Here is a 22,040-nt window from a genome sequence, read left to right on the forward strand (position 1 = left end):
CATTTCATTCGGATAAATACGCCAATATTTATCCGAATGTTTTTGTTTCAGGAGGTCCGTTTGCCATACGCTTTCATTTTTAATAGATTTCTACTTTACTTTTTCTATCCAATTTGTTTTCCGACGGAATATAACGCCACTTAATTCCGGAAGAAGCATTGAATATGTCTAATATCTGTTCCAATCGATGATTGGTAAATGATCCGGTAAAAAAATCTTTTACATATTTATTATTTGACACTACAAAATCCACATTAAACCTCTTTGTCAACATACGCAATGCTTCTTCAAAAGGAGTCTTCTTGAAAATAATCATTCCATCCTTCCAGGATATCTCAGCTTCCCCGCTTGTCTGATATATATCCGACCGATTCGTCTGGATATTATAAACCAATTTTTCACCCGGCTTTATATCCACCTGTCCGGACTTGGAAATGAATGCGACTTTCCCGCTTATCAATGTAGTCGAGACAATAGAATCCCATTTAAATGCTTCCATATTAAAAGAAGTACCCAACACTTCCACGCTGGCATTGTAAGGAGTGGTTACAACAAACCGCTTTTCCGGATTCTTTACGACCTCAAAGAAAGCCTCACCTTCCAAGCGGACCGAACGGAATTCCCCTTCGAAACTCTCCGGATATACCAGTGAAGACTCGGAATTCAAATTAACCTTTGTACCATCCGGTAATGTCAGGCTGGTCGTCATACCCGGATTTGTCCGGACTTCCAACATACGGATATCCTGTTTTTCAGGAATAAGTACTTGCAACAGATAAGCAACCAGCAACGGGATGAATAATATGGCAGCCACCCGCTGCCCCCATATAAACAACGCCTTTAGTTGGCTTCTGAAAATACGGTTGTCTACTTTGGATAAAGCATTGTCCGTATTTACCCGATCCATGACAGAGATAGTATCCGATGCCAAATAGATCAGTTGTATCTGCCGGGCTATTTTATAATGCTCTTCAGATTGACGGATCCATTTTTCAACTTTCTCCCTTTCCTCCGCAGACACATTGCCTTCACAATAACGGGGAAGAAGTTCCTCTACAATATCTATATTCTTTTCGCTCATTAAAATCACCTTTTATTATTATGACAGGTGGGATCGGATGAGTTCCTAAACAGAAATCGACTTTTTTCAAAAAAAATTATGATATTTGCTCTTAGATAAGAAAAACATATGAAAGGGAGTATACATAACAAACAATACCAGAATGAGAATTTTCTTTTGTCAGCATTACGTCAGTCAGACAGAGAAGCATATACCTTCTTGTTTCGGAAATATTACCCGATGTTGTGCGCATATTGCCACAAGTTTATTTCATTAGAAGATTCTGAGGAGATTGTCCAGGATGTTCTGTTCTGGTTATGGGAATCCCGCAAAGAGCTGGTTATCGAAAAATCACTCAGCCAATATCTGTTTAAAATAATATATAATAGAGCAATTAACAAAATAGCCAGTCTACAAGCAAAAAGTAAAGCCGACACCGTCTTCTTCGAGCAGATGCAGGAAATGTTACAGGAGACCGATTATTACCAGATTACAGAACTAAGGGAATTGCTCAAAAAAGCTATAAATAAATTGCCGGACAGCTACCGCCAGGCATTTGTCATGCACAGGTTCCAGCACATGAGTTACAAGGATATAGCTGAACAGGCAGGAGTCTCTAGCAAAACCATAGATTATCGGATACAGCAGGCTTTAAAGATTTTACGCAAAGAATTAAAAGATTATCTGCCCCTCCTGTATTTTATTCATCTGGTTTAACAGAAAAAATATATATTATTCTTTATCTTGACACATTAATCATTTATGATGAAATAGAATGAAATTATTTATCCAATTGTTTATCTTGCTGTTGTCACTCGGTATACTGTATCCGGCAAATGCTGTCGAAGCCGACAAAGCACCTACTATCACATTGAATATCAGCAATCTTCCTCTACCTGAAGTTCTTGTGATAATCGAAAAGCAATCGGAGTTGTCCTTTTCTTACGAATCTTCGGTTATCAAAGATATTCCGAAAGTAACATTGCAGGTAAATCAGGTTCCGTTGCGTACCTGTCTTGATATGCTTTTCAGGGATCTCTCCGTCACCTATACTATAAAAGGAAAATTTATTATCTTACGAAGAAAAAGCAATCTCGTTACGATCAGCGGCTTTATCCGCGATCAATATACAACCGAATACCTTATCGGTGCTTCCGTCTACAATCCCAAAACCCAGGAAGGGACAGCAACCAATAACCATGGTTTTTTCAGTCTGACCGTACAACAAGGTGATATCCAGCTGGAAACATCTTATATTGGTTACCAGCGCTTCGCATATCATTTGAATGATCTGAAAAAAGATACGGTCATGGAAATACTGCTCAAAAGCGGTAAAGAACTTCAGGAAATAGTCGTTACCGGAACAAATGCTTCACAAAATCCGGTATACACTCCCCAGATGGGGACATTGAAGATTTCACAGAAAACAGTAAAATCAATCCCAACCCTTCTCGGAGAATCGGACGTGATCAAGACTTTGCAGACACAGCCGGGTGTTTCGGCAGGAACGGAAGGTTTGGCTGGTATGTACGTCCGGGGTGGCAATGGCGATGAGAACCTCTATATGATAGACGGCATTCCCCTTTACCAGGTAAACCACCTGGGAGGACTCTTTTCCGCTTTTAATGCCGAGGCTCTGAAAGATGTCGATTTTTACAAATCGGCTTTTCCCGCCCGTTACGGAGGAAGACTTTCAAGCGTAGTCGACGTACATACCAAAGATGGAAATATGAAAGAATATCATGGCAGCGCCATGCTGGGCCTCACTTCCGGAAACATTAATTTTGAAGGTCCGCTCGTCAAAGATAAAACATCATTCAATGCATCCCTGCGCCGCTCCTGGTTCGATGTGCTGACAGCTCCGGCACTTGCCATCTGGAACAGAATAGAGAAAAAGGATGGAAAAAAACGAACGGGAAGATATGCGTTCACCGACATCAACATGAAGGTAAACCATCACTTCAATGACCGCAGCCAAGGATATGTCAACCTTTATTTCGGACAAGATTTTCTAAAAGGAGGAAGTACCGATTATAAAACGAGTGATGATAATCTCTACTACGAATCGAAAGATATCGGGAAATTACGCTGGGGAAATACCGTTGCCTCCGCCGGATGGTCTTATGTGATGAATCATAAAATGTTCAGTAATATTTCGGCTTATTACACACGTTATAATTCCTCCATAAGAAGAATAGAGGAAAACCAGACAGGTAAAAAAGACGATGAAGAGTATAAGAAAAGTAAAAGAAATACATCGACTGAAAATGGTATCAACGACCTGGGTTTCCGAATGAATTTCGACTATTTGCCCGCTCCTGCCCATCATGTCCGTTTCGGTAGCAATTACATCTATCATCATTTCCGCCCGGAATATACCCAAAATGAAGTGACCGGCGATTATGAGAAACTGGAAGTCAAAGATGTGAAAGAGACTTTATCAGCAAATGAACTGGCTGTTTATGCAGAAGATGACTGGACAGTCAATCATTTTATCCGCCTGAATGCCGGGATACGTTTCAGTCTTTACAATGTCCGTCAAAAAACGTATACTTCGCTGGAACCCCGCATATCTTCCCGCTTCCTGATCAATCCCCATCTAAGCCTGAAAGCATCCTATGCCCGGATGAGCCAGTACATTCACCAGATAAACGAAAGTTATATGAGTCTGCCGACAGATACCTGGATGCCGGTTAGTAAGAAACTCCGCCCGTTGGTCAGCGACCAAGTATCGGCCGGCGCCTATTACAATCTGCACAACGACTATTCTTTCTCAGTAGAAGGTTATTATAAATGGATGAATCATATTCTCGACTATAAAGACGGATATAATTTCCTCCCGTCATTCATCGGTTGGGAAGATAAACTGGCCCAGGGCAAAGGATGGTCGTACGGGGTAGAGCTGATTGCCCGGAAAGAAACCGGACGTGTCACAGGATGGTTAGGATACGGACTGATGTGGGCAGACCGCCAGTTTGCTGAAATAAATGACGGTAAACGTTACCCTGCCAAATTTGACAACCGTCACAAACTGAATGTTGTGGCCAACTGGAAACTAAGCGACAAAGTAGAATTAACCGGCAGCTGGACATTTATGACGGGAAACCGCCTTACCGCTTCTTTCGAAAATTACGAAGACCTCGGACAGGCACATTTTCCATCCGACGTAGCTCCTATTCCTCCGTTTATGAATACACCGGGAGGACTTGAATATTTCACCGAACGCAATAATTTCCGCCTGCCGACTTATCACCGGCTTGATCTGGGTATCAATATTTATCGTCCTAAAAAGAACGGATGCATGGGTATCTGGAATATCAGTATATATAATGTATATTGCCATATGAATGCGATTACCTTAAAAAAGCGTTTCTGGTATAATTATTATTGTTATTTCGAAACGATGAGTATTCTGCCTATCATACCATCAGTTTCATACACCTATAAATTCTGAACAAGATGAAAACAAAAATACTTCTGTTATCTGTCCTGTCAGGCTTCATATCTATCCTGACTTTCTGTTACCGCGAAATTGACGTGGAGAAATATCGTACTACCCCTAAAATCGTCATTAACTGCCCTATATCCCCCGATACCGTTATCCGGGCGAGCATTACCCGCACCTATTTTTTCTCAGATCTGGACAATCTCGAACCTGAATACAATGGCTGGAACGGGCAAACAGAAATTTCAAGTATAAAATTAAGAAATGCAAAGGTTGAACTTTACATAAACGGAACTTACAAAGAAGATATGAAATGGCAGGCTTTGGATAGTGTCGAAGAGCATCAAGCACCGGATACCTTTTTCATATCGACGGTCATTCCGCAGGCCGGTGATAAAGTCAAACTAGTGGCTACCACACCCGAGTACGGATCTGCATGGGCAGAAGACGTCGTTCCTCAACGGGTTCCGATCGAAAAGATAGAGGTCAGTTGCCGGAAAGAAACCGGAGATCCTTACAGCATACAAAATAATACCCCTGGCAATATAACTTATAATAATGAATATTATGCCTTTCAGTATTACATAACCTTCAGGGACACACCGGGTAAAGCGAATTACTACCAGTTATGGGTGGAAGGAGACATTCAATATATCGACCCCATATTCAACAGTGTAAATTCCACTATCGACGGGACGTTAGGCTATGACGGCGTAGACGGACGGGGCGGTCGTGTATTTACCGACGAACTTATTGATGGAAAAGAATATACCATCCAGGTAAAAGAGCTGATACAGGCACATTATAGTGTTCAGGATTTGAAAGAAAGAAGCATTAACTTGTATGCTCTCTCCGAATCTTATTATCAATATTTGTTATCATTGGAAAAAATCAGTGCCAGCACTTTATCCGGTAGCCTGTCTAACATAGGATTGGCCGAACCGCTTCGTGTTTATACCAATGTAAATAACGGCACCGGTATCTTAGGAGCCTGCCAGCGTACTAACATAAAGATCAATCTGGGAGATTATATTCCAAAGAAAGAAGACAAATAAAAGCCATCTCCGGATATATACGGAAGCCAGTATTTCTTATTTCTTCCGATTATTTGTACCTTTGTTCTGATAATACAAAAGGAACATTCATGTACTTCAAAGATATAATCGGTCAGGAAGAAATAAAAAAACAACTTATCCATTCAGCACAAACAGGTGTTGTGCCTCATGCCCAGCTATTCACGGAACAGGGAGGTGCGGGAGCATTTCCTCTGGCACTGGCTTATGGCCGTTATCTGAACTGTACGCACCGGACCGAGACTGATGCCTGCGGGAGATGTCCGTCCTGCCTGAAATTTAACGAACTGGCGCACCCAGACCTGCATTTTGTATTCCCTATCGTTGCCAAAAAGGAAAAGAAAAAAGAAGTATGCGACGATTATTTGACCGAATGGCGCGGTTTCCTGAAAGAACGTCCTTATTTCAATATCGACGGATGGCTGGATTACATCGATGCCGGCAATTCGCAGGCCATCATCTATTCGAAGGAAAGTGACGAAATCATCCGTAAACTGAATTTGAAAATATACGAGGCGTCTTATCGTATCCTGTTGGTCTGGCTGCCCGAAAAGCTCCATCCGACCTGTGCGAATAAACTTCTGAAAGTGATAGAAGAACCTCCTTTGAATACCGTCATCCTGATGGTATCGGAAATACCGGACCAGATCTTAGGAACGATCCTGTCACGTGCACAGCGAATCAATGTCCGTTCCATCCACCCGGAGGCTATAACAGCTGCTATGATAACACGATTCGGACTGGCGCCGGACGATGCAAAACATGTGGCTCACCTGGCAAACGGGAGTTATCTGAAAGCCATAGAAGCGATCAGCCTGAGTGAAGAAAACAGTTTCTATCTGGAGCAGTTCAAGGCGATGATGCGTAACTCGTGGGCACGTAACGTCAAAGGGATGAAGGCGATGGCCGATATTCTTGCCGGCATCGGACGCGAACGGCAAAAGAACTTCCTGCAATACTGCCAGCATTTGATACGTGAAAACTTTATGTACCGTTTCCAGTCACCGGACCTGAATTATATGAATATGGACGAATCCGGTTTTGCCGTAAAATTCGCCCCTTTTGTTAACGAACGGAATGTATTCGATATCATGGAAGAGCTGGCAAAAGCAGAACGGCATATTACCCAGAATGTAAATGCCAAAATGGTCTTTTTCGATCTTTCGTTACGCCTGACGGTTCTGATAAAACGGTAAGCAAAAATTATTCTAAAAAATCCAGCGTCAACAGTAACTAACCGTGAATCAGTTACTGTTGACTGCCGAATAATAAATAAAGCCTAATGAATCAAGCCATCACCAGCCGGAGAATAAGCACCGATCTCACCGATATAAGCATATGATGAACGGGAGTTTGATCCTACATAATACATGAAATAGCGTGCTTTAACAACATTAGCCGCCCTTGAAAACTGAGGGATATCGACTACATTATCTAAAGAGTAAACGCCATAGTCCTTCCATCCCATATCATTACTGTCTGTCGGATCAGCCAACGATTCGGCATAGAATATCTGATGCGTCGGTTGGGCACCACCGGAGTCGTCCATACGACGATATACTTCAAAACTCGATATATCAATCACTTCTCCCATATCCACTATAAAATAATGAGGGAAAGGAGCCGTTGGATTATGCTCCGTATGCCACGGAGTATTAATATCTCCATCGATAGCATTCGTTGCCGGCCATTCAGGAGAAGCCGAAGCCGAACTAAAAGCGACAATCTTCCAGCTGGATTTGTCTATCGGGCTTTCATAATAAATCGGTATACTTTTAGAAACAGTCGTGAAAGTATCTATGGCATTCTCTTCCGGCAGGAAACGTAAATTATAACTCACATTTCCTTTTAATTTATATAAGGTAGTAGTAGAAGCATCAGCCGGAACTTCCATACGGACCGTTTTATCAGAAATATCGGTATATTGCAACTCCATACCGATAGCCCCTCTGACTGTTCCTCCCCAATAGATCACCATCGAATCACCTTCCATATCATAACGGGTAAATTCGGTAGTATAACTTCTGTTAGAAAGTCCGTTCTTATAGTTCTCTCCATAAGAAGATCCGGTAGCTTCATATTCCAACGAACGGTTACCGAACTTATCGAAGCTGACCAACTGGAACAGATATCCGCTTTCCGGCATATCATCGAGTATAACAGGAAAAACACCAGTCTTTCCACCGATCTCGACATCGACAGAGTCTTCATAATTATTCCAATAAACGCGTAAATTCTCTACACGTTGAGCTTTTACATAAATGTCTAATTGAATCCGGTTCTCGCCTGCCCGAACACCTACACTATCCACTTTTGCAGCATAAACGATCTCTCCTTCGTCAAGATACTTGTCAGTAAGATCATTCATATCCGTACATGACTGGCTGGCGATTGCCAATAGCATCAGTAATGCAAAATATACTTTATTGAATTTCATAAACTGTTCTTTTTATAATTATTGATATAATTCAGATCTGTTGTCTCCAAACACAAACAGTTCTCCTATCTGGAAATTATCACCGCCTGCCCAAGTTCTAAGCACTTTTATACGAATCCATCGAACAGGTGGAACATCCAACGGCATAATAAAATTCTCGCCGGACACAAGAGCAACGTCATCATCTTCCGAAGAATGCTGACCTAAAGGAAGCCCTGAAGGTTTTACAGATTCGAAAGTACCCAACAATGTCCAACTATCCCAATTACCTGTAGGATCCAGATCTGTAGCACCATAAACTTCAAACTGTTTCAGGTTTCCTTCAGAAAAAATATAAGCATCTCCACGTTGATAGAGTAATAAACGACTGATCTTACCTACCGCTCCTAAATCAATAGTAATCGATTGAGGCCAAACCCCGGTTCCACCCGGCGAACTAAACCCATTATCACCTGGACCATAAATGCCATCCCATATACGAGACATCCCCCAACCAGCTCCTTCACCAATATCGTTCGGTAATTTAGCATCGGACCATTTAGTCTTATCGAATGAGGTTTCAAACATAGGTGTCAACTCTTTATAAAGAGTCGGACTGATATTTCCCCAACGATCCTTCACGTAGATTCCGAAATCCATTGGAATAGTATCCAAACCACGGGCAGCTCCACTCCCCTCTATAACAGTCGTATAAAATGTTTCCAAGGGTTGATAATCTCCATATTCATCTTTACGTACAATATGAACTGTCACCTCATCCCGGTTGTTATTTGTCCACAGTCCTTGTACCCCCCCAAAATCTTGTACCAAATCAAGTGTCTTACCGATCGTCAACACGGGAGGTTCTTCAGGATTCACCGTTACTTTCACTGGAGCAGATTCATTACGACTCCGATCCACTGCTATAAGCGAAACCTCACGCGGTTCCATATCGCCAAAACCCACCACCTTGATCGTATCCGTATAAAGAGAACTTTTAGTTTCAGCCAACCCTTCCTTTAAGTTATAAACGGCTTTAACATAAAGCAAATCTTCATCATCCGGTAAAGTATAACTAAGAATAGCCCCTCCGGGAATATTTTTTACATTCACATTCGAGACAGCCCCCGGAGCAATGGAATCTATAGGTTGCTGTCCTATTGGAGATTCGCTGCATGACCAAGTGATCAAACCTAGCGTCATGACAGACAGTATAATCTTATTTTTCATATTCATCATTATTATAATGTATTAGATATTGAATTTATTACCAACCGTAATTTTGTACAAGATTTTTATTAGTAATAATATTCGTCTCCCGGATAGGCATAAAATAATCTTTCACCGTAACTTTTACAGGAACTTCAGCCACATTCTGCAACTTATAAAAGTCTTCAGGTGTCTCACCCATGATATTCCACCCCTGAGGCTGTATATTATAAGTATCGATCTGCTTCCAACGACGAATATCCCAATAACGTTTGGATTCAAAAGCAAACTCAACCGTTCTTTCATCATGGATAATATTACGCAAACCTTCTTTTGTCGTCGGTTTAGACGGATCGGTAGAATATTTACTCCATGAATCTATTACCCCCTCCAATCCGGCACGTTCACGAATCCGGTCTATATATTCATACACTTCTGCCGAAGGACCGGAATATTCATTCAATGCTTCCGCATAAAGCAAATAAAGATCAGCCAAACGGATAACAGGAAAAGGGTAATATTCCGGTTCTGCAATAGTACTGTTAGTAACACCGTTTTTATAACTGGCCATTTTCTTCGGAGCGTAACCGGTTATAGAATAGGAACTACCCCCTTGGTAACCGGACCACCCCAAATTTAAAAAGTTGGTATAGTTACATGACTCGAAGTCGTTTTTCCCGTTTCCGTAGTAGATTCCCTGGTCGAAACCTATGCTGGCATAAAAACGAGGTTCACGGTTATAGTGCATATAACAAGTACGTTGTCCTTCCTTTACAAAATATTTCTCATCTCCGGAGGAAGGTTCCGAACGTAATTCATAGCGTTTATCATACCATCCCTCTCTGCTCCACTGTTTATCTTCATTCATAGGGACACCATTGGATGTATAAAAACGTTCCACTGTTTTAATTGTCGGAGCCCATTGAGCACTGATTGTATTGATTATTCCTGCATCGATACGTACAACACGAGGGGTCGAATGATAGGAACGATCCCTGCATTGACTATTCGTACCTCCCCATATCAACTCACAGTTCCAACGTTCGCAAACAACCTGACGCAACATGGTCTGCAATTGGAACACAGGATGTTGAGTCACTGTGATCGGTTCAATTTCCGTATACAGTTTCTTTCCGGCGCCATGACAAGCTTCTATCGCTTCTTTACAAGCATCTGCAGCAATTTTCCATTTTTCAGGATCATACGTTTGATTAAACAAGACTGTCCCGCGATTATCTATCAGTCCTGCCATTTCTGTATTACCATTGAACAAAGGGCTGGCAGCCATTACCAACATCTCTGCACGAACAGCCAAAGCTATCTGTTTATCAACACGACCGCCTTCAATACTCATAACCATGTCTTTATAATCCGGCAGATCAGGCAAAGCTTCCAAAATCAGATCATTTACATAAGTCACCACATCATCCACTTTATCACGATAAACCGCAACCTGTTCAGGTGAAGCAGAAACTGGTAGGTTTTCATCTATAATAGGTATAGGACCATAGCATTTCAACAGATAATAATGATAATATGCCTTTAAGAATTTCACTTCAGCAACCCAACGAATACGTTCAGATTCTTCCAAATCAACCGTACTAGCTATGTTCTCCAAGAAGATATTACAATCACGGATACCAATGAATAAGCCTTTACCACCTTGTAGACCATCCCAAAAATTCAGATAAGGATCATCTAGTTTTTGAAAACCACGTTGTAGATAAGAAGATGTAAACGTTGGAAATACATGTGATGCTATCGGATAGAACTGCCATGTCTCGTCACCACCGTTAATCGCCGGGTCATTAAATAAATCCCCCCACTGCGGACGATAACTATAACAAGTATATAAAAACTTTTCGGCTGCAGCTCGATTCGTAAAAGCTGACTCAACCGTTGCTACGTTATCCGGTACTAAATCCAGATAACCGTCACACGAGGTAAATACCTGTATTAATGCTGTAAACATTAATATTTTATAGAATGCTTTCATGTAAACTAATTTATTGATTAATAGAATCAAATAAGACAAAACTCGTTACAACTCTCGTTAGAAGGAAATCTGAGCTCCCAAATTGAATACACGCTGAACCGGATATCCTAAACCATTTCCACCCATTTCAGGATCCCACAATTTGAAAGGACTAAATGTTAGCAGGTTCGTGCCGCTGAAATAGATACGAAAGTTCTTTACAAAGACTTTTTTAAGTACATTGGCCGGAACTGTATATCCGAACTCCAATGATTTCAAACGCAAGAATGAACCATTACGCATAAACCAGGTAGACGGCTTCTGATTATTCTCTACAGCTTCATAAGATAAACGTGGCCACAAAGCATACAAGTTACGATTATCTTCAGACCAGTGATCATCTGCATATGCTTTTAACAAAGCATTCTGTCCGTTGAGGAAAGGTAGAGTTCCGTTATCCGTTGATGTGTCGATCCAGAATGATTCACGAGCCAATCCCTGGAAGAAGAAAGACAAATCCCATTGTTTGTATCCTCCGGACAGACCGAAACCATAAACAATTTCCGGACTGGTCGGATAACCCATCGGTACCATATCCAATTCGGTAATCTTACCATCGTTATTGATATCTTTATATTTGATATCACCGGCCATATAATTACCAAATTGAGTCGGCGAATTACGGATATCTTCTTCATCTGCAAACAAACGTTCAGCCACATAACCGAAATTCTGATTCAGGGAAGTCCCCAGTTTCGACTTCCAAGGCGTTGCACTGTAATCCGGCTCTTCATAAGCAGTAAACTCACTGGTAGCATAAGTGAAATTAGCCATCCCCGTCAACCAGGCATCATTATTAATCATATGGTTATAGTTCAACGACAGGTCGATACCACTACTTTTAGCTTTTCCCACATTAGCCATTACATCAGCCTGAAGCCCCATAGTTGTAGGAATAGAAGCACGTGACATTAAAATATTCCAACGGGATTCCATAAAATAATCCGCCTGCAATTCCAATTTATCAAATAGTCCTAACTCTACACCCAGGTTGGTTTTCCGGGCAGTCTCCCAGGTTATATCCTCGTTCGGGTAACGAGAGATCGAAACACCATTCAACGTACGTCCTCCAAAATTTCCATAAGTACCGAACGACGATTGCTTACCATCGCTATTCATATTAACTTCCGAAATATAGAAAAAACGATCTTCAGGTCTGCCAATCGCATCGTTACCGGATAACCCGTGAGTAACTTTCAGTTTCAATTTATTAATCGTTTTCTTCAAATCGTCATTCCAGAACGCTTCACTAGAAACAAGCCAACCAAGTCCCATTGAAGGGAAGAAACCAAAACGTTCCTTTCTGGCAAAACGTTCGGAACCGTTATAACCGAAGTTTGCTTCAAGGAAGTAACGCGAATCATAAGCATAAGTAGCACGACCGGCAAAGTTCACATTGCGTGAAGGTAATGAAAGTTGTAATGTATTGGCGTCGGAAGTCAGGGATTGACGAAGTGTGAAAACCAACATAGCACCGACAGCATGCTTTTCATTATAAGTTTGATTCCAGTTAGCAGCCGTTTCAAAATAAGTTGTAGAACTAACTACTTTATTACCGGGAACAAAGTCTAATGTTTCACGTCCATCCTGTTCGTTAAGGGGGGCCAAAATATAGGTATCCTCCAACTTATTATAGGAACCTATTCTATAGAAGAATGGTACATATTGACGAGATACATCAAAATAACCATATCGATTTGTATTGAACATAGCACGAAGAGACAATCCTTCTGTGATAAAATCCAAATTCTGCTTCAATTCGAACTGAGCTGCCATCTGAGATGTTTGCGTATCTTTATATCCTTTCAACATATCTGCATACGGGTTATTATACTGTCCCTTGTCTGCATTACCGAATAATATATGTTTGGTATACTGATTTGCTTCATCAGCCGGATAAGAAGGGGCGAACAAAACAGGGTTAGTCCGCATTACTTTTGCGAACAGCTGATCGCCACCATCTATCGGTCCGGTATAGTCATCAAATGCACCGCTCAAACGAACGACAGCTTCTGTCGTTTTGGTAACATTGATATTTACATTGGCACGAAGCATATATCGTTTCAAGTTGATATTATTATTGAAACTGCTCTTTTTATCGACATTCAATACGCCCTTATCCGAAATATAACTGCCGGCAATGTAATAACGAGCGACTTTACCACCACCACTTACATTAAAGTTGGCACGGTAGTTGAATGTATTATTCTTGAATAGTTCGTTATACCAGTCCGTAGCCGGATAAGCGTACGGATTCACACCGGCAATCGTATTATCTATCTTCTGTTGCGAATAAGGTAGTGCTCCCATCGGGTTACGTGTCAAAACGGCTTCATTATGGAGACGCATATAGGTTATCGGATCGGCCAGTTCCACCATTTTTGTCGGTTGCGACATAGAACCTTCCAACCGGATACTTACCTGGGCGGCCCCTTCCGCTCCTTCTTTCGTCGTTACCAAAATAACACCGTTAGCACCACGAGACCCATAAAGGGCTGTTGCTGTAGCATCCTTCATAATAGAAAAAGAAGCGATATCATCCGGCTGAATGCGGGATAATTCCGTGGTAGTAACCTCATTGTTATCAATAAGAATAAGAGGATCTTTTTTATAACCGAAAGTAGTCACACCACGAATAAAAAATTCAGCATTGTCTTTTCCCGGTTCGCCACTTCGTTGATAGGCAATCACTCCGGACAGACGTCCGGCCATTGCCGTAGTCAGGTTGCTGGAAGGAACTTTTAATTCCGATGGATTCAAGGTTGTAATAGATCCGATAACACTTTCCTTCTTTTGTTTGGCAAAAGCAACGACAGTCACTTCCTCCAGTTCATCCGTTTTGGGTTTCATCGTAATTACAAGATCCTTCTTATCCTTGACCGTTACAATCTGATCTTCCATACCCAGATAAGAAACAGTCAGTTTCTCACCAACCGAAACACTGATCACAAATGATCCGTCGATATCTGTGGCAACACCTCTTGTGCCACCAACGAGAACTATATTTGCACCGGGAAGAGGCTCTCCCATATCATCAATTACTTTTCCTTTTAAATTGAAGGTTGCCTGACTCTGATTCGGAATAATCCTACTTGAAGCTGATTTACCCCTATCTACTCCTACATTAACCGACGCAAAAGATATTGTATAACTAAAAACACATAGAATAGTTAGGGATACAGCTTTTCCTTTTATATTACTGCATATAGATTTATTCATTATATTGATATTAAGTTTAACAATTAAATATGTTAATTACTGATACTATTGAATAGGTTCATTTTATGTCTTCATAAGCTATTTCATTTATGTTACTGACTATTAGTTCTTGTGGAACTATGTTAATATCAGAAATACAAAAAAGAAGACATACATTGTATATCAATACATTAACAATTTAACACATAGTTAACACAAAAAGATTCCGTGGATTACATATCTGTTTTCAAGATGACTTTCGAAACTTATTTAGGGATAGTGCCAGTTTTATTATATTAAATATCATTTTTGTAACTTGTGATTTTTATTTAATACGGATATTTGTAACAATTAACAATCCGGATTAAATTAACATAGTTCCACAAGGACTGAGGATACCTTTAAACAACAAATATGAAATTGTGAAAAAATATGGCAAAAGAGAAACCTGCCATATCTGTAAAGAGATTGCATTGTAAAGAGATGAACCTTTCTTTTATAACGGGAGAGTAACTTTTCCCCTCTCGAGAGGGGGAAGGGGGTGTGTTAAAGCAAGTTACAAACTATCGGCAAACTTCCCCAAAAAGTACCTATCTTTTAAAATGTAAAGTCCCTACTTTTGATTACAAAACTAGGGACTTTTGATCTCAAAACATATATGTTTTTACAGAGGATGAACTATAGCTTCTTACTCCTCCAATTACCTTTCCACAAATAGAAGAATGCAATAAACAGCATCCCATTATAAACATGTTCCGTTGTCCAGCAAACCGCAACATCGGCATGTAACCAGACACCGACCAGGAACGTATAGGATACATAGACTAAAATACTTGCCATATCGATCCATAATGCAACCTGTGTATTCCCAGTTCCCGAAACGCTGAAGAAATAAATAAAAGCAGGAACCGCCCATATATAGGAAGAAAGCATGACCCAAAGGGACGGAACAGAACTTTGTATCAAGTCCGGATTATCCGTATAAATACGCAGTACCAAATCCGGAAATAAAGCGATCAATATCCCTAACGGCAACACAAAAAAGTAACAAAGCCTTATCATCCGCCCACACAATCCCATCACCTGGTCCGACTTGCCGGAACCGATCTGGTTACTCACCAGTGAACTCGACGTGGAAGCAAACGCATTGACAAACATAAACAGGAAAGACGAAATACTCCGTACTACATTCGTGATAGCCAGCGGACGTTCCCCCTGATGCTCCATCACTACAAAAAAGATAAACCAACCGATAAACGCGATACCATGTTGCACCATTATCCAGATCGATACATTCAATATTTGTTTCAACATCCGGAAATCAATTCCGGTAAAGCTGAACATTCCATACTTCTTATAATCGATCTTCTTCCAGGTATAAATGATAAAGAACAACACCGACACCGCCTCAGAAATAGAAGAAGCGATCGCCGCTCCGGCAATCCCTAAAGCCGGGAAACCGAACTTACCGAATATCAGGATATAATTCAGCACCACATTCGTCAGCACCATCACGACAGAGTTGGCCGTCAATATCTTAGTCTTGGTGATACCGACATAAAACGCCCTGAACATCACCGCTATGAACGAGAAGAAGAACCCATAGACACGCCAATCGATATAACTCATGGTCGCCTGGTAAACCTCATCCGAGCCGATCAGCTTCCGGAGAATCACCGGTGAATAGAAATGGGAAACCGTAAATAAGGTGGCAGCAAGTAATAACAGGAAAAGTGCTCCCTGCATGAAAACCGGTCCGATCCGGGTATAATCCTGTGCTCCGTTGCGCCGGGCAATCAGGACCTGTGCTCCGACACTAAAACCGAATCCCAGCATATAAATAACCAGATAATAAACTCCCGCCAGTGCCGAAGCTCCCAGCTCAACCTCTCCTACCCGGCCCAGATAAGCCGTATCGGTCAACCCGATCATATGCTCCATCAGCAAACTGATGAGTACAGGATAGGTAATCTGCCAAATTTGTTTATTCGTAAATTGCATAATGGATATTCAAAAAGGGATGCAAAGGTAGTAATAAGAAGTTTTCCATACAATATAACCGTTAATTATCCGTTTATCATTTTGTCACTACTATACCATCTAATTCGGATTACTATACCGGATATTTGAAAATAGTATACCGGGTAATATTTTTTAACATATTAAAAAGACAGAGAAATCAGTCAATACATAACATAAAGACAAAAACGATGAACTTCAAAATACTTCTGACATTCCTTATGACCATCGGCTTTTGCAGCTGTAACGGACAAAATACAAATGCAAACAATATCACGACAGCCACTCCGATGCCGATCAACCGGTTCGACAAAGCATTGTTCCAGCTAATAAACTCCGACGATACGACGCTCAACCAACAGCTATTGAATCAATATCCGCTGATGACAGAGATTCTGGGTAAAGGTATCCTGAATATGCAATCGCCGGAAATGCCCGGCTTTTTCAATAAACTGGAAAACTTTTATTCCGAACCAACCCTGAAAAATCTTTATGCGGATGCAATCAAAAAATATGATTCGGTCACAGAGACAGAGCAATCGCTCGGCAACGCATTCGCCTGGATACAGGATAAATTCCCGACTATGCAAATTCCGGCTTTGTACATGCACGTTTCCGGATTCAACCAGAACGTATTGGTCGGCGACAGTCTGTTATCACTCTCCATCGACAAATATATGGGAGAAGATTATCCGTTGTATCAGGACTTTTTCTATGACTATCAACGCCGTAAGATGCAACCCTCACATGTGGTTCCCGATTACATCGCCGGCTGGCTGATGTCCGAATACCCATTTAACGGCAATGAAAATGTATTGCTCGACCGGATGATCTATGAAGGCAAAATAAAATACCTGGTTTTATCAGCATTACCGGAGATGACTCCGGCCGCTTTGTTCGGTTATACAGACGAGGCCTGGGAATGGTGCAAAAATAACGAAGCCAATATATGGAAAGCCATTGTCGAACGGAAACATTTATATACACCGGACCAGATGAACACCATGAAATATTTCGAAGACATGCCTGCCCAATTCCTGGCAAGCGATGCTCCCGGAAATATCGGCAGCTGGGTCGGACTGCAAATCATCGAACAGTACATAAAAGAAACAAATACAACTCCCGAAGCATTGATGAAAAACGATAATGCACAGGAAATACTGGCTGCATCGAAATACAAACCATAGGGCATAAAAAAACCGCCCTATCCTCGCGGACAAGACGGATAACCTAATCTAACTTAATTCTAATACCATGAAAAACACTATATCTTAATAACAGGAGTTGATGAAAAAAGTTCAACTGACCTGTTTATTTTAATTTCTTTCACAAAATAAAGATCGTGTGAGACCAACAACACAGTACCTTTATAGTCCTTGATTGCTGTTGTTATTATATTAACACTCTGAATATCCAAATTGTTCGTCGGTTCATCCAAAACAAAGATATCCGGCGTACTATTACTGACCATCAGACAGCAGATAGCCAACCGCATTTTCTCTCCACCGCTTAATTTTGAACAACTTTTATCCCAGGTCCCGACCGGAAAAAGGAAACGGCTCAAAATCATTTTTAACTCATGTTCAGGTTTGGCAAACAGATTATACTTCTCTAATTGCTCAAACACAGTCAGGTTAGGCAACACAATCGAATATTCCTGATCGATATAAACATACTTGAAATCGGCACGATCAACAGAGCCTTCTACAGGTTGCAGTTCTCCCAGGATCAGCTTCAGCAAGGTTGTCTTTCCTGAACCATTGTTACCGCCGAACCGGATACGGTCGCCACTTCTGATCTGCAAGTTTAGTGGTTCGGACCATAAACGGTTCACGCCATAGCCAAAGTTCATATCCTTAACAGTCACCAGTATTTTACCGGTATGAAGATTCGGTGAATTAAAATCCGTTTTCATCTGCCGCATATCCGGCAAAGCGGTCTGGATATCCGTAATGGAGGAACTGAGCGAACTCATTTTCTCATCATGCACATCCTTCAACTTAACCGCACTCTGTTCTGCGTGCTGTTTCATAGCCCCCATCATTATACGGGGAATACCTTTCTTTATGGCTGCTTTCTCTCCTCTTACACTCGATTTATTTTTTCTTTCAAGCGCCTCCCTGGCTATTTTCTTTGCCTGGCGCAACTCTTTTTCTTTTTCACTCAACTGATTCTGCAAGGCTGCCAGTGCGATCTCTTTCTGCTCCTTATAAAAATCGTAATTGCCACCGTACAATGTGATCTTACTTCTGTCGAGTTCACAAGTGTAAGGCAACAAATTAAGCAATGTTCTGTCATGGCTCACAATAAGGATAGTGGCACGGCTCGACCTGATAAAGTCATAGAGTTTGTCCCTGCTTCCGGTATCCAGATGATTGGTCGGTTCGTCCATCAGGATAATTTCAGGGGAATGTATCTGTATGCCCGACAAATACACTTTTGTCTTTTCGCCACCACTCAGCGTATTCATCGTCTGTTCCAGTCGAATATGCTCCAATCCCCAAAAAGAAAGAGCGGCCACGCTTCGTTCTTCGATATTCCAGTCATCATCCAGAATCGTAAAGTTCTCTACCGAGGCATCTCCGGAAATGATAGCATGCAATGCCTTGATTTTAGCCTCAACCTGCAAGGCCTGCACTACGGTCAATTCATCGTATTGCCCGAAATGCTGGGGCACATAATAGGGTTTGGAGGAACAAACGACTTCACCCGAAGAGGGCTTCAGGCTACCTTCCATAATCCGCAATAAGGTAGATTTGCCGGACCCGTTATTTCCGACCAATGAAACTTGTTCTCCTTTATTTACCGTCAAACTGATATCTCTGAATAGTGGTTCTTTATCCGCATGGATATAGCAAAGCTGTTGTACTGATATGCACATAGTCTATCTGCTTTAAAAATGTTAGAAACTAAAATTTGGAAATAAAAAAAGCGCCAGGAATAAGCGCATGAAATAGCCGGGATGGTTATACAGAAATCGGTTCAACAGAGATTGAACCTTTTAAATTATATGTTCTGAAACCGGCTTACTTAGATATTTTCATCGGAGGTATTTATAATGTGATGGGGCAAAGATAGGTATTTCCCGGAATAAACACACAAATATTTGACTAAAAAATGAACAGGCATCGGCTAAGCAACGGATGACTACCCATCCGGTCACGGGTAGTTATCCGTCTAGAAAGAATAATTATCAGCTGTTTTTTACATTTCTCATCACCCTTTCGATTGCATCGTCCATTTGGGCGATCGATTCCAGGCCGAGTGTCATGCAATGCAGATTGCTTTCTGTGACGGCAAAATGTATCGAATGTTCGCGTTCTTCATCAGTAACATGTTTTCCTTCACCGAAAATCTTCATACCCATAATACCTTTCCCGTTTTCCCGGGCTTTGCCCAGGAGGGCGTTTACATCTTCCGGAGTACCGTCCATATGGCTTTGGAATGGGTTCAGGCGGGCCAGGATAATGTCGCACCACGGATTTTGAGCGGCTTCAGCCATTGCATTCCAGTTATGACAAGAAATACCGACGGTTTTTACGATGCCTTCCTCCTTTGCTTTGGCAAGCCCTTCCATATAAAATTTACGCGTTTCCGGCCAATTGCCGTCAGTCATACAATGCATCAGCAGGATATCGAAATACTCGGTACCGGCTTCCTGCCGGAAGCGGTCGAGCGTTTTCCGGACCGGTTCCCTTTTCTCCGAACCCTCATCATACGTCCACATCTTTGTCATCAGGGTGACCTTTTCACGGGGTAACTCCTTCAAGGCTTTACCGACAAAAGGTTGTGAACCGTACATATCGGCCATATCGAAAAAGCGGAGTCCACGTTCATAGCCATGATGAGCCAGTTTCACAAAATTATCCAACCCGATACGGGTTTGGTTGGATTCATAGTTCCAGCCTTTCGTCCCGGTCCCCAAAGCGATCCGTGAGACTTCCAGTCCGGTATTTCCCAGCTTTACTTTATCGACCGACACATCCGAAGGAAGCACCCGCTGTATATCAGCCCATCCCACCTGCGCCAGAGATAATCCGGCTACTCCGGCAACACCTGTCCGGATAAATTTTCTTCTGTTCATCATTTCTACGTTGCTCATGGTAAAAGAATATTGAGTATTATGTTCGTGAATACGGATTAAGTCTTCCACAAAAATAATACTATTCACTTAAAAGCCAATATTTTCTATCCTTTTATCCGGAGGTATCCGTTAAATATATATCCGATCATCTATACCTATCAACCGATAGATAAAATGAATAGGAAAATATCATCCCATCCCCTCTGATTTCTTTATATTTGCTTAGATAGATTCTCTATAAAAACATAACAAAAAGAAGATTATGAACAGATTATTTTACATGATATTGTATATATTGATTTCCACCGGCATGGCAGTCGGTCAATCATCCGGCGATAATCAAGGAATTACAATGAAGGGAAAGCCAGTCACCTTGCTGGGTACAAAAGCCTATATCGGAGAGATGGCTCCTGATTTCACTGGGATAGACAGTAATATGAAAGAAGTGAAGTTGTCCGATTTCAAAGGGAAAGTCGTTGTTCTATCCGTTTTTCCTTCCGTCGACACCAAAGTCTGTGCCGCCCAGACAAGAAGATTTAATGAAGAGGCCTCCGGTTTAGGGAAAGATGTGGTTGTCCTGACGCTATCCAAAGACCTCCCTTTTGCATTGGAACGTTTTTGTGCGGCAGAAGGGATCGACCGGATTTATACCTTGTCGGATTACAGGGAAAGCGAGTTTGGAATGAATTATGGCTTCCTGATAAAAGAGAATAAGTTGCTTGCCCGCGGCGTAGTAGTAATTGACAAAGATGGCAAAATAACGTATGTACAGTATGTGAAAGATATCAGCCAGGAACCGGATTACAAAGCTGCAATTGCAGCTGTAAAGCAAGCGAAGTAAAGAATGTAAGAAGGACTATCTCGTACCCGTGTTTGACACAGGGACAAGATAGTTCACATTTGATAAATTCCGAACTTACCCCTCTTTCAAAACCACCAGTACCTTCATCGGTCCATGGGCTCCCAGCACCAGGGCCTGTTCGATGTCGGCTGTTTTGGACGGGCCGGAGACAAAGAAGCCGTATTTATAATCGGTACCTTCCAGCTGCCGGTAAGCTTCATGCATGTTATTGACTAAAGCATCTTTATTGATAATGATTACCAGGGCTGTCGGAATAAAGTAGAGTGCTTTGAACTTCACCTGCTGTGTAATCCAGACAGCTCCGTTCTCCGCCACCCCGAAACAGCCTTCCACAATGGCCAGATCGGTATCGTTCAATTCCCTGGGATCGGAAAGAGAATCCGGATTGAAGGTGGCAACGGTTATTCCGGGCAGATTCGAACCGATACGTTTTGCCTCCGGGAAATGCCGGCGGATCAATTCATTGATGTCGCCGCCCGGCTGCCAAACGACAGCCTGACCGCCGGCTGCTTCCAGCGAGTCGGAGAATTGTTTGAGTTTGTCTGCATAAGTGATTGCATCCAACGTGATTTCCGGTTTTTCGTAACGCGTCCCGGTATGGCTGCGGATACGGGATAATATATCATCTTTTGTACTCAT

Annotated in this window: 15 protein-coding genes; 6 read left to right on the forward strand and 9 right to left on the reverse strand. The window is 41.7% G+C overall.

Translation table 11 applies throughout. From position 1 onward, the window contains the following. Positions 1-79: 79 nt before the first annotated feature. Entirely contained in the window at positions 80-1,081 is a 1,002-nt protein-coding gene (locus K6V26_RS12850; protein ID WP_007658342.1) for a FecR family protein, read from the reverse strand. A 108-nt stretch (positions 1,082-1,189) separates the two neighbouring features. On the opposite strand from K6V26_RS12850, the gene K6V26_RS12855 reads away from it, so the two are divergent. From K6V26_RS12855 to K6V26_RS12870, 4 genes are all read left to right on the forward strand, one after another. Beyond that, the gene (locus K6V26_RS12855) at positions 1,190-1,777 is read left to right on the forward strand and encodes an RNA polymerase sigma-70 factor (RefSeq protein ID WP_224265516.1); all 588 of its coding nucleotides are present in this window, start codon (positions 1,190-1,192) and stop codon (positions 1,775-1,777) included. Between the two features lie 58 nt (positions 1,778-1,835). Then, complete coding sequence (locus K6V26_RS12860) at positions 1,836-4,514, forward strand: TonB-dependent receptor domain-containing protein (RefSeq protein WP_224265517.1); 2,679 nt, start codon at positions 1,836-1,838, stop codon at positions 4,512-4,514. A gap of 5 nt (positions 4,515-4,519) precedes the next feature. After that, positions 4,520-5,560, forward strand: coding sequence for a DUF4249 domain-containing protein (locus K6V26_RS12865; protein ID WP_224265518.1), 1,041 nt, complete (start codon positions 4,520-4,522; stop codon positions 5,558-5,560). 89 nt (positions 5,561-5,649) lie between these two features. Further along, a complete protein-coding gene (locus tag K6V26_RS12870; protein ID WP_224265519.1) occupies positions 5,650-6,774 on the forward strand; it encodes a DNA polymerase III subunit in 1,125 nt (374 codons plus the stop codon). An 83-nt stretch (positions 6,775-6,857) separates the two neighbouring features. Here the strand turns inward: K6V26_RS12870 and K6V26_RS12875 are convergent, their stop codons facing one another. The 5 genes from K6V26_RS12875 to K6V26_RS12895 all read right to left on the reverse strand — a co-directional run bounded on the left by K6V26_RS12875 (position 6,858) and on the right by K6V26_RS12895 (position 16,437). Next, a complete protein-coding gene (locus K6V26_RS12875; RefSeq protein ID WP_224265520.1) occupies positions 6,858-8,015 on the reverse strand; it encodes a DUF4998 domain-containing protein in 1,158 nt (385 codons plus the stop codon). An 18-nt stretch (positions 8,016-8,033) separates the two neighbouring features. Further along, positions 8,034-9,233 carry a DUF5000 domain-containing lipoprotein gene (locus K6V26_RS12880; RefSeq protein ID WP_224265521.1) on the reverse strand — a complete coding sequence of 400 codons (1,200 nt, stop codon included), beginning with the start codon at positions 9,231-9,233 and terminating at the stop codon, positions 8,034-8,036. 28 nt (positions 9,234-9,261) lie between these two features. Beyond that, positions 9,262-11,199, reverse strand: coding sequence for a RagB/SusD family nutrient uptake outer membrane protein (locus K6V26_RS12885; RefSeq protein ID WP_046147423.1), 1,938 nt, complete (start codon positions 11,197-11,199; stop codon positions 9,262-9,264). 57 nt (positions 11,200-11,256) lie between these two features. Continuing rightward, positions 11,257-14,457 carry a SusC/RagA family TonB-linked outer membrane protein gene (locus K6V26_RS12890; protein WP_224265522.1) on the reverse strand — a complete coding sequence of 1,067 codons (3,201 nt, stop codon included), beginning with the start codon at positions 14,455-14,457 and terminating at the stop codon, positions 11,257-11,259. Positions 14,458-15,114: 657 nt separating this feature from the next. Then, the gene (locus K6V26_RS12895) at positions 15,115-16,437 is read right to left on the reverse strand and encodes an MATE family efflux transporter (protein ID WP_224265523.1); all 1,323 of its coding nucleotides are present in this window, start codon (positions 16,435-16,437) and stop codon (positions 15,115-15,117) included. Between the two features lie 209 nt (positions 16,438-16,646). On the opposite strand from K6V26_RS12895, the gene gldB reads away from it, so the two are divergent. After that, positions 16,647-17,642, forward strand: a complete 996-nt coding sequence (gene gldB, locus K6V26_RS12900) for a gliding motility lipoprotein GldB (protein ID WP_224265524.1) — start codon at positions 16,647-16,649, stop codon at positions 17,640-17,642. Positions 17,643-17,719: 77 nt separating this feature from the next. On the opposite strand, the gene K6V26_RS12905 is transcribed toward gldB, so the two are convergent. Both K6V26_RS12905 and K6V26_RS12910 read right to left on the reverse strand, forming a co-directional pair. Next, positions 17,720-19,336, reverse strand: coding sequence for an ABC-F family ATP-binding cassette domain-containing protein (locus K6V26_RS12905; protein WP_224265525.1), 1,617 nt, complete (start codon positions 19,334-19,336; stop codon positions 17,720-17,722). 312 nt (positions 19,337-19,648) lie between these two features. After that, positions 19,649-20,539, reverse strand: a complete 891-nt coding sequence (locus tag K6V26_RS12910) for an aldo/keto reductase (protein WP_317197537.1) — start codon at positions 20,537-20,539, stop codon at positions 19,649-19,651. 262 nt (positions 20,540-20,801) lie between these two features. Between K6V26_RS12910 and tpx the strand changes: the two genes are divergently transcribed. Continuing rightward, entirely contained in the window at positions 20,802-21,380 is a 579-nt protein-coding gene (gene tpx / locus K6V26_RS12915; RefSeq protein ID WP_224265527.1) for a thiol peroxidase, read from the forward strand. A gap of 75 nt (positions 21,381-21,455) precedes the next feature. Here the strand turns inward: tpx and K6V26_RS12920 are convergent, their stop codons facing one another. After that, the gene (locus K6V26_RS12920) at positions 21,456-22,040 is read right to left on the reverse strand and encodes a LutC/YkgG family protein (RefSeq protein WP_048314735.1); all 585 of its coding nucleotides are present in this window, start codon (positions 22,038-22,040) and stop codon (positions 21,456-21,458) included.

The organism is Parabacteroides goldsteinii, assembly GCF_020091425.1.
Taxonomy (GTDB): domain Bacteria; phylum Bacteroidota; class Bacteroidia; order Bacteroidales; family Tannerellaceae; genus Parabacteroides; species Parabacteroides goldsteinii.

Bases quoted from the DNA above. Each gene is read 5' to 3' on its own strand.
- K6V26_RS12850 (WP_007658342.1), bottom strand. From the start codon at position 1,081: ATGAGCGAAAAGAATATAGATATTGTAGAGGAACTTCTTCCCCGTTAT.
- K6V26_RS12875 (WP_224265520.1), bottom strand. From the start codon at position 8,015: ATGAAATTCAATAAAGTATATTTTGCATTACTGATGCTATTGGCAATC.
- K6V26_RS12865 (WP_224265518.1), top strand. From the start codon at position 4,520: ATGAAAACAAAAATACTTCTGTTATCTGTCCTGTCAGGCTTCATATCT.
- K6V26_RS12905 (WP_224265525.1), bottom strand. From the start codon at position 19,336: ATGTGCATATCAGTACAACAGCTTTGCTATATCCATGCGGATAAAGAA.
- K6V26_RS12880 (WP_224265521.1), bottom strand. From the start codon at position 9,233: ATGATGAATATGAAAAATAAGATTATACTGTCTGTCATGACGCTAGGT.
- K6V26_RS12895 (WP_224265523.1), bottom strand. From the start codon at position 16,437: ATGCAATTTACGAATAAACAAATTTGGCAGATTACCTATCCTGTACTC.
- K6V26_RS12860 (WP_224265517.1), top strand. From the start codon at position 1,836: ATGAAATTATTTATCCAATTGTTTATCTTGCTGTTGTCACTCGGTATA.
- K6V26_RS12885 (WP_046147423.1), bottom strand. From the start codon at position 11,199: ATGAAAGCATTCTATAAAATATTAATGTTTACAGCATTAATACAGGTA.
- K6V26_RS12870 (WP_224265519.1), top strand. From the start codon at position 5,650: ATGTACTTCAAAGATATAATCGGTCAGGAAGAAATAAAAAAACAACTT.
- tpx (WP_224265527.1), top strand. From the start codon at position 20,802: ATGAACAGATTATTTTACATGATATTGTATATATTGATTTCCACCGGC.
- K6V26_RS12890 (WP_224265522.1), bottom strand. From the start codon at position 14,457: ATGAATAAATCTATATGCAGTAATATAAAAGGAAAAGCTGTATCCCTA.
- K6V26_RS12920 (WP_048314735.1), bottom strand. From the start codon at position 22,040: ATGAGTACAAAAGATGATATATTATCCCGTATCCGCAGCCATACCGGG.
- K6V26_RS12855 (WP_224265516.1), top strand. From the start codon at position 1,190: ATGAAAGGGAGTATACATAACAAACAATACCAGAATGAGAATTTTCTT.
- gldB (WP_224265524.1), top strand. From the start codon at position 16,647: ATGAACTTCAAAATACTTCTGACATTCCTTATGACCATCGGCTTTTGC.
- K6V26_RS12910 (WP_317197537.1), bottom strand. From the start codon at position 20,539: ATGAACAGAAGAAAATTTATCCGGACAGGTGTTGCCGGAGTAGCCGGA.